The sequence below is a fragment of the Streptomyces sp. NPDC104226 genome (assembly GCF_055584085.1).
Genome location: NZ_JBVJMS010000005.1, coordinates 366,436 through 379,487, shown reverse-complemented (window position 1 = coordinate 379,487; position 13,052 = coordinate 366,436). Strand labels below are relative to the sequence as shown.

At 71.8% G+C, this 13,052-nt stretch carries 16 protein-coding genes and 1 tRNA gene; 6 read left to right on the top strand and 11 right to left on the bottom strand.

Annotated features, from left to right (window positions below):
• Positions 1-40 precede the first annotated feature (40 nt).
• The 6 genes from ACZ60J_RS18200 to ACZ60J_RS18175 all read left to right on the top strand — a co-directional run bounded on the left by ACZ60J_RS18200 (position 41) and on the right by ACZ60J_RS18175 (position 5,887).
• Positions 41-1,321: a M6 family metalloprotease domain-containing protein gene (locus ACZ60J_RS18200; protein ID WP_469682976.1), complete on the top strand. Its 1,281-nt coding sequence runs from the start codon at positions 41-43 to the stop codon at positions 1,319-1,321.
• A gap of 274 nt (positions 1,322-1,595) precedes the next feature.
• Positions 1,596-2,513, top strand: coding sequence for a zinc-binding dehydrogenase (locus ACZ60J_RS18195; RefSeq protein WP_469682974.1), 918 nt, complete (start codon positions 1,596-1,598; stop codon positions 2,511-2,513).
• Positions 2,510-2,989, top strand: a complete 480-nt coding sequence (locus ACZ60J_RS18190; protein WP_469682972.1) for a RidA family protein — start codon at positions 2,510-2,512, stop codon at positions 2,987-2,989. Before ACZ60J_RS18195 ends, ACZ60J_RS18190 begins: the two co-directional genes overlap by 4 nt.
• A 155-nt stretch (positions 2,990-3,144) precedes the next feature.
• Entirely contained in the window at positions 3,145-4,932 is a 1,788-nt protein-coding gene (locus ACZ60J_RS18185; protein WP_469682970.1) for a PucR family transcriptional regulator, read from the top strand.
• A gap of 25 nt (positions 4,933-4,957) precedes the next feature.
• A complete protein-coding gene (locus ACZ60J_RS18180) occupies positions 4,958-5,695 on the top strand; it encodes a tyrosine-protein phosphatase (RefSeq protein ID WP_469682968.1) in 738 nt (245 codons plus the stop codon).
• Positions 5,696-5,814: 119 nt separating this feature from the next.
• Positions 5,815-5,887: transfer RNA gene (locus ACZ60J_RS18175), tRNA-Arg, on the top strand.
• 71 nt (positions 5,888-5,958) lie between these two features.
• On the opposite strand, the gene ACZ60J_RS18170 is transcribed toward ACZ60J_RS18175, so the two are convergent.
• The 11 genes from ACZ60J_RS18170 to ACZ60J_RS18120 form a co-directional block, all read right to left on the bottom strand.
• The gene (locus ACZ60J_RS18170) at positions 5,959-7,110 is read right to left on the bottom strand and encodes a tyrosine-type recombinase/integrase (protein WP_469682966.1); all 1,152 of its coding nucleotides are present in this window, start codon (positions 7,108-7,110) and stop codon (positions 5,959-5,961) included.
• Positions 7,110-7,298, bottom strand: coding sequence for a helix-turn-helix domain-containing protein (locus ACZ60J_RS18165; protein WP_469682964.1), 189 nt, complete (start codon positions 7,296-7,298; stop codon positions 7,110-7,112). Before ACZ60J_RS18165 ends, ACZ60J_RS18170 begins: the two co-directional genes overlap by 1 nt.
• Positions 7,295-8,686 (bottom strand): replication initiator protein RepSA, encoded by a 1,392-nt coding sequence (gene repSA / locus ACZ60J_RS18160; RefSeq protein ID WP_469682963.1) that lies wholly within the window; start codon positions 8,684-8,686, stop codon positions 7,295-7,297. The genes ACZ60J_RS18165 and repSA overlap by 4 nt, the downstream gene beginning before the upstream one ends.
• Positions 8,683-8,865 (bottom strand): hypothetical protein, encoded by a 183-nt coding sequence (locus ACZ60J_RS18155; protein ID WP_469682961.1) that lies wholly within the window; start codon positions 8,863-8,865, stop codon positions 8,683-8,685. Before ACZ60J_RS18155 ends, repSA begins: the two co-directional genes overlap by 4 nt.
• An 88-nt stretch (positions 8,866-8,953) precedes the next feature.
• The gene (locus ACZ60J_RS18150) at positions 8,954-9,274 is read right to left on the bottom strand and encodes a SpdD protein (protein WP_469682959.1); all 321 of its coding nucleotides are present in this window, start codon (positions 9,272-9,274) and stop codon (positions 8,954-8,956) included.
• A gap of 23 nt (positions 9,275-9,297) precedes the next feature.
• Positions 9,298-9,456, bottom strand: a complete 159-nt coding sequence (locus ACZ60J_RS18145; protein WP_266908904.1) for a hypothetical protein — start codon at positions 9,454-9,456, stop codon at positions 9,298-9,300.
• Between the two features lie 17 nt (positions 9,457-9,473).
• Positions 9,474-9,665: a mobile element transfer protein gene (locus tag ACZ60J_RS18140; RefSeq protein WP_469682957.1), complete on the bottom strand. Its 192-nt coding sequence runs from the start codon at positions 9,663-9,665 to the stop codon at positions 9,474-9,476.
• A 14-nt stretch (positions 9,666-9,679) separates the two neighbouring features.
• Positions 9,680-10,333 carry a DUF2637 domain-containing protein gene (locus ACZ60J_RS18135; protein ID WP_469682955.1) on the bottom strand — a complete coding sequence of 218 codons (654 nt, stop codon included), beginning with the start codon at positions 10,331-10,333 and terminating at the stop codon, positions 9,680-9,682.
• Positions 10,334-10,411: 78 nt separating this feature from the next.
• The gene (locus ACZ60J_RS18130; RefSeq protein ID WP_469682954.1) at positions 10,412-11,773 is read right to left on the bottom strand and encodes an FtsK/SpoIIIE domain-containing protein; all 1,362 of its coding nucleotides are present in this window, start codon (positions 11,771-11,773) and stop codon (positions 10,412-10,414) included.
• Positions 11,774-11,775: 2 nt separating this feature from the next.
• Positions 11,776-12,117 carry an SCO3933 family regulatory protein gene (locus ACZ60J_RS18125; protein ID WP_052871649.1) on the bottom strand — a complete coding sequence of 114 codons (342 nt, stop codon included), beginning with the start codon at positions 12,115-12,117 and terminating at the stop codon, positions 11,776-11,778.
• Between the two features lie 139 nt (positions 12,118-12,256).
• A complete protein-coding gene (locus ACZ60J_RS18120; RefSeq protein ID WP_469682952.1) occupies positions 12,257-13,039 on the bottom strand; it encodes a GntR family transcriptional regulator in 783 nt (260 codons plus the stop codon).
• Positions 13,040-13,052: the final 13 nt, after the last annotated feature.

The window sequence follows — 13,052 nt, the reverse complement described above, 5'->3', positions numbered from 1 at the left end:
CGGACCCGGCCGGCTGCCGCGGACCCGAAGGCCGATCTCCATGCCGCAGACGCGCCACCGGATACGCAAGCCAAGCCGCACCAGCGCCTTCATCGGCATCACCGCGCTGGCACTCGGCATCACGGCGACGGCGAGCGCGGGCATATCCGGCCGCAGCCATTCGGCGGCCGGGCCGGTGGGCGCCACCAGCGCCGAGGCACTGCTCGCCCCCTGCCGGATCTCCGGCGCCATGGGCGTGCAGATGTCCGAGGGACTGCCGACCGCGCCGGGGTACTCGCGCTCGACCGGCGAGGTCCGCGCACTGAACCTGATGATCGACTTCCCCGACGCCAAGGGCGAGGGCACGGCGGCCGACCGGCTGGCGGAGTTCTTCCCGCAGACGTCCGACTGGTTCCGCACCAGCTCCTACGGGCGGCTGACCTACCGGGCCGAGGCGCCGATAAAGAACTGGCTGCGGATGCCGATGCCGTTCGCGGCGTACGGGATCGAGCGCGGTTCCGCGTACGAGCCCGGCTACCGCCAGCTCGTCGAGCACATCATCAAGACCTCCGACGCCGAGGTTGATTTCTCCCGGTACGACCTGATAAACATCCTCGTCACCCCGAACGCCGGCCCCTCCGCCCTGGACACCGTCCTCTCCGTCACCTTCTCCGGCAACGGCGAGGCCCCGATGGCGGACGGCGTGCCCCTCGCCAACACGTCCTTCGTCTACAGCCGCCAGGACGACGGCTCCGGCACCTACCGCGAGACCGGCTACCGCGTGCTCCCCCACGAGAACGGGCACGTCTTCGGCCTGCCCGACCTCTACACCGCCGACGGCGGCGGCACGGTGGGGCACTGGGACATCATGAGCGAGGACTGGGGCGCCAACAACGACCTGCTGGGCTGGCACAAGTGGAAGCTGGGCTGGCTCGACAGCAACCAGATCAGCTGCGCCGGGAAGTCCGGGGTCAGCGACCACGTGCTGAGCCCGCTGGCCGTGGAGGGCGGCACCAAGCTGGCCTTCATCCCCATCTCGGAGAGCGCCGGGTACGCCGTGGAGGTGCGCACCCGCGCCGGGAACGACGAGGCCGTCTGCAAGCCCGGCGTGCTCATCTACAAGGTGGACTCCGAGGTGGACACCGGCCGCGGGCCCGTCACCGTCTCCGACAGCTCCGGCGCGAGCGGGGGCTGCACCCGGCGCTCCAACGTGCACGCGGAGCTCTCGGACGCGCCGTTCCGCCCGGGCGAGACCTTCACCGACGAGAAGTCGGGCATCAGCGTCTCGGTCGTCGGCGAGCTGCGCAACGGCAGCTACCAGGTCCGGGTCACCCGGCCGTGAGGGCCGCTCCGCGGGCGGAGCGGGGCCGGCTCGGCGGACGCTCCCCCCTGCGCTCCGGCGGACCGGACGGGACGAGCAGCGGCCGCAAGTGCGGCCGGTCGGCCCGGCAGGTCCCGACCTATGACCCCCCGCCGGGCCGGGTCCGTACCCGCATGGTTGGGATCTAGCCGTGTAACGACGGAGTAAGACGTAGCAGGACATGGCAAGACAAACCCAGACCAGCCCAGACGTAGCAAGACGTACCAAGACGTAGCAAGACCCAGGAGGGAGACTCGTGAAGGCCTTCGCGCTGCGCCGTTCCGGCGAGCCGCCCGCCGTACTGGAACGGCCCGTCCCCCACCCCGGGCCGGGCGAGGTCCTCGTACGCACCACGGCAGCGCTCATCTGCGCCTGGGACGGGCACACCGCCGCCGGCGCGCCCACCGGGCTCGGCCACGAGGCGGTCGGCGTCGTGGAGGACATCGGCCCCGGGGTCTGCCCGTCCTACGTCGGCCGGCGCGTCGGCGTCGAGGGCCACGGGCGGCTCGCCGAGTTCTTCCGCGCCCCGGCGGCCGGGGCCGGGCTCATAGCGCTCCCCGACACCATCTCCGACCACCAGGCCCTCTACGCGGCGGGAGCTCTCCCCACCGGCTTCGCCGCCGCCGAGGAGTCCGGGCCTCCGCCGGGCGGCAGCGTCGTCGTCTTCGGCCAGGGCGCGGTCGGGCTCAGCGCGACCGTCGCGGCCGGCCGGCTGCGCGGGGCCCGCGTGATCGCCGTGGAGCCGGAGATGAAGCGCCAGCGCCTCGCCCTGCGGTTCGGGGCCGACGTGGTGATCGACCCGGCCTACGAGGACACCGCCGAGCGGATCATGGAGCTGACCGGCGGCGCCGGCGCCGACCGCGCGATCATGGCGACGGCCGAGCCCGCCGCCGCGAAGGCCGCCCGCGACGGGCTATCGGAGAACGGGAAGATCACGTACGCCCGCTGCCGGCCGCCGCAGAGCAGCGGGGCACGGCTCGCGCACGCACTGCACCTGATCGCCGACGGGCTGGTGGACCCGACGGTGATCACCACGCACGAATTCCCGTTCGACCGGGTCGGGGAGGCCTTCGGGCGGCTCGCCGCGAAGGAGCCGGGCATGATCAAGCCGGTCATCGTCTTCCCGCGCCCGAGCCCCTCCCCCGCCGGCGACCCCAAGGAGATCCCCGCATGACCAGCACCCCCGAAGAGCGCCTCGCCGCCGCCGGCCTGAAGCTCCCGCCGACGCCCTCGCCGGTCGCCGTCTACGTGCCCGCCGTACAGAGCGGGCACTACGTGTACACCTCGGGCCAGCTCCCGATGGTCGACGGCGCGCTCCCCCTCACCGGGAAGGTCGGCGCCGAGGTCACCCCGGAGCAGGCCAAGGAACTGGCGCAGCAGTGCGCGCTGAACGCGCTGGCCGCCGTCGCCTCCGTCTCCGGGGACCTCTCGGCGGTGAAGCGCGTCGTCAAGGTGGTCGGCTTCGTCGCCAGCGACCCGCACTTCACGGGACAGCCCGGCGTGGTCAACGGCGCGAGCGAGCTGCTGGGCACCGCCTTCGGCGACGCGGGCATCCACGCCCGCAGCGCGGTCGGCGTGAGCGTGCTGCCGCTGGACGCACCCGTCGAGGTGGAACTCCTCGTCGAACTGCACGTCCCGATGGGCCTCTAGGCCGGGCGGTCCGCCCGCACTCACCGATCCCACGAACCGGGGCGTGCGAACTCACCCCGATTTCCGTGGAATTACCCCAACGTAAAGGCCTGACCTGGGGTTCAGCGGGAACCCGTCGCAATCGGGAACCTGGCGCCGCATGGCAAAGTGGGGTCATGAGGCTGCGTGATCTGCTGTCGTCCGAAGAGGCCCAGGCGCCTTCGGACCCGTGTCTGGTACGCCTGCTGCGGCTGCCCGGCGGCGAGCGGGACCTCGACCGGCCCGTCCTCGGAACGGTCACCATCGACCTGCCCGACCCCGGACGCTTCGTCTCCCCGGGGGACCTGGTGCTGTCCGGACTGGCCTGGCACCGGCAGGAGGTGGAGGGCGGCCGGCGCGGCGGCGATGCGGGAGTCGGCCAGGACACGGAGGCCGGCCGGTCCGACGCCTTCGTCCGGGTGCTCGTGGAGGCGGGCGCCGTCGCGCTGGGCGCGGGCGAGGCGCAGTTCGGCCACGTCCCCGACGATCTGGTGGAGGCCTGCGCCCGGTACGGGCTGCCGCTGCTCGCGGTGGGCGTGGAAGTGCCGTTCACCTCGGTCACCGAGTACGTGGCGCGCGGCCGCACCGAGGAGCGGATCGGCGGCCTCGCCGCGCTCGTCGACCGGCACCGGCGCTTCAGCACCCCACGGCAGACCGGGGCGGGGGCCGAAGCCCTCCTCGAACTGCTGCTGGCCGAATTGGACCTGCGCGCGCACATCCTGTCCCCGACCGGCCGGCAGATCGCGGGCGCGCAGCCGCCGCTGCCGGAGAAGACGGCCTCGGTGCTGGCCGGGCGGTTCCTCGCCGCCGAACGGACCGCCGAGCGACCCCCGCACCGTACGGTCGCCCGCGGGACGGCCTTCTCCCTGTTCCCGGTCCGCTCCGGGACCGGGGACGGGGACTCCGCTCCGGGTGCGGCGCTGACGGACTGGCTGATCGCCGTCGAGGCCGACAGCGCCGACTGGAACGACGAACGCCTCGACCTGCTGGACCGGCTCGCGCGGCTGGTCTCGGTGGAGCGCGGCGGCCGCGACACCGACCGCACGATGCGGCGGCGCGCAGCCGAACGGCTGCTGGCGCTGGTCGGCTCGGCCGCGGCCGTCGGGGAGGACGGGCAGGCGCTCCTGGAGGAAGAGGAGGCGGCGGCCCGGCTCACGGCGGGGGACACGGGGGATTCCGGGGTCGCCGGGGACTCCGGGGACTCCGGGGACGCCGACTCGGAAGGCCGGCTGCTCTGGCAGGCCGTATCGGCCCGGCTGGACTCGAAGGGGGCGCACGGGTTCCCCGTAGCGGCGTCCGTACGCGACCTGCTGGAGGAGGTCCTGCTGCACCCGCGCTGCCTGGGGCCGGACGCCGGTCCGCGGATGGCCGTCACCGCGGCCGGGGACGGAGCCGAGGCCGTCGCCTTCGTGCTCGTCCGGGCGGACGCACGGCTGACCCCCGAGGCGGTCGCCCACGTCGCCGGCGGTTCGCTGCCGCGCGGGCTGCGGGCCGGGGAACGGCTGGCCTTCGGCGTCAGCGACCCGGTGGGCGGGGCCGCGGAACTGCGGCACGCGCTCGCGCAGGCCCGTAACGCCCGCCAGGTCGCGGCCCCTTCGGAACAGGTCGCCGCCCGCGGAGCGGACGATCTCGCCGCGCACGTCATGGCGCTGCTACCGCTGATCCCGGCCGAGGTCCGGCGGGAGTTCAGCCGCCGGCTGCTGGCCCCGCTGACGGAATACGACCGGCGCTACCGCTCCGACCTGGTGCCCACGCTGCGGTCCTTCCTGGAACACGACGGCTCCTGGGCGCGCTGCGGGGAGGCACTGCACCTGCACGTGAACTCGCTGCGCTACCGCATCAGCCGCATCGAGGCGCTGACGGGGCGCAACCTGAGCCGGCTGGAGGACAAGATGGACTTCGCCGCGGCCCTCCACATGGGCTGAGCCGGCCCGACGAGGGGATCCCCGCATGACGACGACCCGCCGCCACATCGAGTTCGAGCGACTGCACAACTTCCGTGACATGGGCGGCTATCGCACGCAGGACGGCTCCACCGTCGCATGGGGCGCCCTCTACCGGGCGGACTCCCTCGGCAAGCTCGCGGGCACCGACTGGGACCGCTTCCTGGACCTCGGCGTGCGCACGGTCATCGACCTGCGCTACCCCTGGGAGATCGAGGCGAAGGGACGGATACCGGAGCCCGAGCGGTTCACGTACGCCAACCACAGCATCGAGCACCGGCCGTACGACCAGGCCGAGATCGACCCCGACACCGACCCGTGGCGGTTCCTCGCGGACCGGTTCGCCGAGGTCGCCGAGGACGGGGTCGCGGAGATCCGCGCCACGATCGAGCTCCTCGCCGAAGGCCCGGGACCCGCGGTCTTCCACTGCACCTCGGGCAAGGACCGCACCGGCCTGATCGCCGCGCTCGTCCTGACCCTCCTCGGCGTGGACGAGGAGCAGATCCTCGCGGACTTCGCCCTGACCGAGCTGGCCACCGCCCGCCTGACGGCCGACTGGCACACCGCCCACCCGGGCCGCACCATGCGCTGGCCCTCGTACGGCCGCGCACCCGCCGAGATCCTCCGCCTGACCCTGACCGATCTGGCCACCCGCCACGGCTCGGTCAACGCGTACCTGACATCGGAGGTCGGCATCACCCCGACCACGACGGCCCGCCTGCGCGCCCGCTTCCTGACCCCCTGACCCGGAGCGACGCGCCCCGGCCCCTCCCCCCGAGAACTGACCCGCAGAGCCCCGCCCTGATCCGCTACCCTGTCCCTGGGCTGCCCACGCGGCGACCCCGGACCTTGCACGCAAGGCCCGCCTTCGTAGCTCAGGGGATAGAGCACCGCTCTCCTAAAGCGGGTGTCGCAGGTTCGAATCCTGCCGAGGGCACAAGGGAAAAGGGCACCTACCAGTTCTGGTAGGTGCCCTTTGACATCCACGGCTGACATCAACGGCAGCGGTCAGGGGCGACCAGGACGCCTCTTGAGCAGGCGGTCCATGTGGCTGATCGCTTCGCGCTGGGTGTCCTGGACGACGTGCGTGTAGACGTCCATGGTGATGCTGATCTGGCTGTGCCCGAGGATCTCCATCACGACGCGGGGCGCCACCCCGGCGGCGGTCAGCAGCGTCGCGGTGCCGTGTCGAGCGTCGTGCAGCCGGATCACCCGAAGGCCCGCGCCCTGAGCGACACGGGTGAAGGACCGGTAGACGTTCCGCGGCTCGACAGGGCGGCCAGTCCGGGTGGTGAAGACGTGACCACTCTCCGTCCACTTCTCCGCCGCTCTGGCTCGCTGGCCAGCCTGCCGCATCCGGTGCCAGCGCAGCGGGGCGATGCACATCGCGGGGAGCGGCACCGTCCGCCGGCGTCGCCCCTTGGGATCATCGTCGTAGAGGACCCCGCGGCGGCGCTGGGTCTGCTGCCGGACGTAGAGGACTCGCTTGTCGAGGTCGAGGTCCGTCCACCGGAGGCCAACCAGTTCGCCGCGCCGGAGCCCCATGGTGATGGCGAGCACGAAGGCGGCGTAGAGCGGATCGGTCCGGGCGGCGGCGAGGAAGTCGAGCGTCTCCTCCAGGGACCAGGGGCTCAGCTCCCGCGAGTCCGGCCGGGGAGGCTCCACGAGGGACGCCACGTTGCGCACGATCAGCTCCTCACGGCAGGCAGCGGTGAGCGCGGTTCGGAGCACGCGGTGCGACTCCTTGGCCGTGGCCGCGGTGGTCTTCTTCTCCAGCTGGGCGAGGAAGCGCCGGACGTCGGCCACACCCAGGGATTCGAGCCGCCGGTTCCCGATCATGGGCTCCAGGTAGAGGCGGACGTGCGCCTCGTACTTCTCGTGGGTGCTGAGCTTGCGTCGCGGCTTGACGATGTTGTCGAGCCAGTACGGCAGCCATTCGGCGAGCTTGGCGGACTTCGTCGGTACGGGCACGCCCTGGTCGACCTTGGCGAGGAGGTCGCGGCGTTTCACGTCGCACTCGGCCCAGGTCTTGCCGTAGGCGAACTTGCGGGCCCGGGTCCCGTCGGGCTGGAGGACGTAGACGGCGGCTTGGAAGCGGCCGTCCTTGCGCTGGGTGATGGTGCCCGCGCCGTTCGGGTTGCGCTTGCGCTGGGTGGCCATCAGGCGGCCTCTCCGATCTCGTGGTCGATGAACTCGCGGACGGCGTCGGCGGGGATGCGGCGTGACCGGCCGATGGTGATGGAGACGAGGCGCCGGGACCGGATGAGGTCGTAGACGGTCGAGCGGCCGAGCTTGAGCCGTTCCATGACGTCGGGGACGGTCAGGAGCTCCGGGGTGGCGGTGGTCATGGGGTGGCTCCCTCCAAGGCGAGTTGGTCGCGCAGGGCTTCGCGGGCGGTCTGGCGGTTGAGCTGGATGTTGCGGGCGATGGTGGCCGCGAGCAGGGACTCCCCCGGGCTGTGGCCGTGGCCGGCGTACTGCCAGGAGGCGAGGACGAGCACGGTGTCCGGTTCGGCGTCGGTGAGGCCGCGGGCTTCGCGTTCTTGGGCAGCGCGGTAGTCGGCGCGGGTCTGGCGGAGGGCGCCGAGGGTGGTGGAGTACTGGCGGGACTTGGTGGAGAAGTGGCCGCGGAAGCCGAGCATGTGGGACCAGGCGGCGAGGCGGCGGTCCGGGTAGAGCGGGTCGAGGTCGAGGCAAGCGCCGATCAGGCGGGCGGTGTGGTCGGGGACGTCGAGGAGTACGAGGGCTTCGCGGTTGCCGATGCGGCGGTCGAGGGTGCCGGTGTTCTCGGCGGCCTTGGTGGCGTACTTGGCGACGTACGAGGCGACCGCCTGCTCGGTGATGTCTGAGCCGTCTCCGAAGGCCTTGATGGGGCGTACGTCGAGCTGGGTTCCCCAGCGGAAGGTGCGGGCGGGCTGGTCGGCGGCGGCCGAGACGGTGACCGAGGTGTACGCGTGGGCGGCGGCAGCCCGGATTGAGCGGTCGAGGAGGGCTGTGCTGGCCCAAGAGGGCGGCGGGCTGAGGGGGCCGGCCGGTCCGTCGATCCGGATCACGGCGTGGAAGTGGATGGCGCCGCGCTTCTGGAACTCGGCGACCTTGCCGTAGGAGATCCGGGCCGCCTCCTTCAGCTCGCGTTGGGTGAGGCCGGCTGAGGCGGCGATCTCGCGGCGCAGGCGGGTCGTGAAGCGCTGCCAGAGCTGTCCGGCGTGGTTGTTGAAGAGGACGGCGGCGGCGTAGTCGTAGGTGGTCGGGTCGAGGGCGGTGCCGAGTTCGGGCGCGTCGTCCTGGTGGTGCTGGCCGCAGCGGCAGGGGCGGCCGGTTGGGCGGTTGTGGACGGGGCCGAAGGAGGGGGCGGTGAGGGTGGCAAAGACGCGGGGGTGTTCGCGGACGGTGGCGGGGATGTCGCGGCGGTCGTCGCCCGCCAGGCCTGCGCGGATCAGGTGGTAGGTGTCTCCGGCGTAGGTCCAGGCGCAGGCCGGGCAGCGGGAGGCTCGGCGGTTGCCGCAGGCGATGCGGAGGCGAGCTCCGGGCTCGTCCTCGGTGGAGTAGCGGTGCAGGATCTCGCCCGATGCCTTGTCCCTGGCGACGGTCCATCCGGTGATGTGGATCGGGTCGGTACAGCCGCCGGTGCGGTGGATCTGGTCTTGCCAGCGGGCGTATCCGGGGCTCCCGGCCACCTTCAGCATGTCGTCGAGGGTTGTCGGGTCCAGGCCCGCGAGGGTCGCGGTGTGGGTCACGCGGTCACCGTCCGGTGGGGACGGCGTGTGGAACGGCGGACCCCCGTGCCGTGGCAGGTGAAGCAGTGGGCGGTGATCGTGCGGAGGTGGCCGTTGTGGTCGCGGCCGCCAAGGGTGATGGCGACGGAGGCGTGGCCGTCGCAGTTCGGGCAGAGCTCTCCTGGGGCGTTCTGCTTCATGATGGTGGTTCCGTCCGGTTCGTTGGATCGGGCAGGAATGCGGCGCCGGGACGGCGGAGACTTGGCGGTTGAGCCGTCCCGGGGCCGGTCAGCGGCTCTTGAACTCCTGGCGTAGGGCGCGGACGAGGAAGAGCATCACGACGGCGCTGACGGACAGGGCGACGGCGGTGACCGCGACGGCCAGGAGCAGCGAGACGGCGACGGAGGCCAGCGCGAGGACTCCTGCGACTCCGCTGGCGGCGAGGGCGAGCGCGGTGCCGGGCGAGCTCTGGACCAGGCCGCCGAAGGCGCTCGGGGTCTTCGCCGGGACGGGCGCCGGGCCGGACTCCGAGTGCGCGACGGGCGCGGGGGTCGGGCGGATGGTCGCCGGGGTGTAGGTGTCGGGGCTGGGGTACTTGGGCTTGAACATGGTCGATCTCCTTCCAGGGTGGGCTACTTGTTGATCGCGGTGTCGATGGCCGGGGCGAGGAAGCTGTCCGCGAGGAGGAAGCCGCCGACGAGGATCACGGCGACGAGCCAGAGCGGCGGGCGGACGAGCTTGTAGCCGAGGACACCGACGACCAGCAGGGCGAACCAGAGCGGGACGTCCATGGCGGTGGCCTTTCGGGTCAGCTGACGCGGCAGCGGTGGGAGCGGGCGGCGAGCTGGGCGGCGGTCGAGGCGTTGTAGTCCGCGGACCAGCCGCAGCCGTCGGTGGTGCAGACGGCGGTGTCCTTGGTGCGGCCGCGGTTGTCGCGGTAGGTGCCGATCTGGACGGGGCCGATCTTCATGAGCGAGCGGAAGTTGATCCGGGCGGGCATGGGATCTCCTGAGGTCAGGCGAGCTGGGCGGCGATGGCTTCGGCCATCGGAGACGGGACGCCGAGCCGGGCGCGCAGGGTCTCGGTGTCGATGTCCGAGCCGGTGCGGGTGCGGTGGTCGTCGGCGATCTTCTGGGCGTGCGCGACCAGCGCGGGCGGAGCGGCGATCGTCGCTACGGGCGCCGGGGGTGGAGCGGGCAGGGCGGGGAGCTCGTCTGCCTGTACGCCGGGTTCTGTCACCCGATCGACTACGGGCAGGGGCTCCGGTTCAGGGTCGGGTTCCGGCGCGCTGGGAGGCGTAGGCCGGTGGACCAAGAGCGTGCCGCCGAGGAAGGCGAGCGCTGGCCATCCGGCGACGAGGATGCGGAGCCAGTCCGGGACGTCGCGCAGGTCGAGGAGGCCGGCGGTCGCGACATTCGCGCCGAGCGAGGCCGCGAGGGCTACGGCGAACCAGGACCAGGCCGACCGAGAGGGCTCCCCCGCATCCCGGAGGGACCGGAGGCGGTGCCAGGCGGCGACGAGGAGCAGGTCCACGCTGACCGGGTAGGCCCAGGCCTTCCAGCCGTTCTGGCCGGCGGCTTCGGCGAGGTCGTGGAGGTGGGCGAAGGAGAGGGCTCCGGCGATGACGGCCTGGACGAGGACGGCGTCCGGGCGGACCAGGCGGGTCATGGTGTTCACCTCGTTTCAGGCATGGGTGGGGTAGGGACTTGGCGCGATGAGGCCGCGCCGACCGGGTGGGGCGAGTGATCAGAAGGCGGGCGCCGAGGCGGTCTTCGGCTGGACCTTGCCGACGAGAACGCGTACCGGAAGCGCGGGCCGCAAGGGCTCCAGCTCCGGGATGCTCGGGGTCCGGTGGGCCTGGGCGTTGCAGGTGTTCACGGCTTGGCGGAGCGTGGTGTGCGGGGCCCGGATGCGCGACCAGCCGCCGGAGGAGTCGCCAGCCACGGCGGTGCCGGGGCGGTCCTTGTCGATCTGGACGGCGGCGAGCACGGCGTCCGGGGAGATGTCCCCGAAGGCCATGTTCGCCGAGGTCTCGTCGTTGACGCGGTGGGCGGTACGGCCGGTGAGCTGGGCGCGGAGCATGGTGATGCCCTTGCCGAGTTCGGAGCCGAAGCGCTGGCCGCAGATCTCCAGGTGGATGCCGGCGGCCCGGCCGAGCTGGGCGAGGCGGACCAGGTCGGTGACGATCTGGTCCCGTCGAGCCTCCTCTGCCTTGCCCGCAGCGAGGGCGAGCTCCGCGACCTCATCCACCAGCAGCACGACGGGTACGGGGCGAAGGTGCGGGGGCAGGTCCCAGATGTCGGCGGTGATCTCCGCATCCGGGAGGTCGATGCTGATCCGCTGCTCGGCCCGGATGAGCTCGTAGACGCGGCCCATGTACTGGACGAGCGCGGCGAGCAGTTCCGCAGCATCGTCAGGGTTGTCGGCGAGGGCGGTGAACCGCCGCGCCATCGGCGAGAGTTCCACGCCGTTCTTGCAGTCGATGCCGACGAGGGCAACGTTCTGCGAGGCCAGGCCGGAGACGAGCGTGCGTTGGTAGACGGACTTCCCGGACTTGGTGGCGCCGACGTTCAAGGCGTGCGGCACCTGCCGGTAGTCCCGGTGATGAACCTGCCCGTCTTCCCTCAGGGCCACGGGCACCCGGAGCGGTTGATCGGGCACGGCCGCGGCCGGCATGCGGACCCGCTTGAGTACGTCGTACCCGGTCATCCTCAGCTCGACGACGCTGGAGCGGATCTCGCGCGAGACGACGTTGTGGAGGGCGAAGGAGTGCCGGAGCCGGTCCGACGAGGCGGAGAAGTCGAATGCGTCTTGTCCGGGCCGGAGTTTCAGCCTCAGGACCAGGCCGGTCGAGGTTGGCCGCAACCGAAGGATGCGCGGAGAACGAGCCTCAGGTGCGGGCCTGTTAGCCACGCGAGCGAGGGCCAGTCGCCAGCGGGAGGGCGGGACGGTGAGCCCGCAGGCGTCCATCACCGAGCGATAGCGGATCAGGACGCGGATGGCCGCGAAGATAACCCCGAAGGTCATCCAGTACCAGGTGGGCCGCTGCCAGCGCAGTACGAGCGCCAGAGCGAGGACCACCAGCAGCGTGACCCATAAGGCGTTCATGCTCAGCCTGCCTTGGCGGTGAGCGAGGTGACGGCGACGGCGCGGAAGCTGATGCCGTGGCGCTTCTGGCCGTTGAACTCGTTCTCCCACGGGCGGGCGACGAGGCCGGTCAGCGCGACGGGGGTTCCCATGACCAGCTCGCCCGAGATCCCGGGCGCCGGCACGACCACCGACAGGACTTCCGCTTCCCCGTACGAGGCGAACAGCACGTCCACGGTCATCATCTGGGAGCCGGTCTCGGGGTCGGTGGCGATCTCGCCGGTCCGACGGTCCTTGATCTTCACGGCCGGGGGCTGGGCGACCATCACCATGGCGGCCGAGGTGTCGACGGGAATCTGACGCACAGCGGATCACTCCTCTATAGATGCTGAACTCTGTCACTCATGTACATGAGTGACATGAAGAAGAGTGCCCGACTCCTATACATGAGTCAACCCGCTACGAAGAGAAACTCGTAGCGGGCTGTGGGGAGTTGAGCGAGCGTCAGTCGCGCGCGGGGATCCGGTACTCGAAGACGAACTGGTCAGCGGCCATGAGGGTGTCGCAGACCTCGACCACACGGCCTTCCGCCGTGACCGCATCGCGGAGCAGATGCACCACGGGTGCGCCGGGGGTCAGCGACAGCTCGGTGGCCTCGGCCTTGGCGGCCGGCCGGGCCTGGAGCGTCTCCACGTACTCGGCGAAGACGTGGCCGTGATCCTCCAGCCGGGCGTAGATGCCGCCAGGCCCCGGATTCTCGGCGAACAGCTCCGGGACGTCCTTCACGACGTCCCAGGGCAGGTACGAGGTAGCCGTCTCAACGGGCGTCCCGTTCCGGAAGTACAGCCGACGCCGGGCCAACACCTGAGTCCCCGCGGTGACACCGAGCCGCGACGCGATCTCCTCCGGCGCCTCCATGGGCCCGATGAAGAGCACGCTCACCTTGGCTTCGGCTCCGGACTGGGCGGACTCGGCGAGGTACGCCGCCCGGCCCTCCTGCCGATGCGTACGCCTGAAGCGATCGGAGGACCGGTGCCGCACGGGTGGGCGAGCCTTCACCAGCGAGCCCTTGCCGTGCCGGGTCTCCACGAGCCCGCTCGCCCGAACCTCCACCATGGCCTTACGGATCGTCCCGCCCGCGACGCCGTAGCGCTCCACGAGCTCCGACTCGCTCGGCACCATGTCGCCGGCACTCAGTACCCCGGCCCGGATCTGCTGAACGATGTCTTCGGCGATCTGCACGTACCGAGGCACGGCGGCCCTGCCACCTCCTGCTGCGGTTCCCATAGTCCTTCTCTTC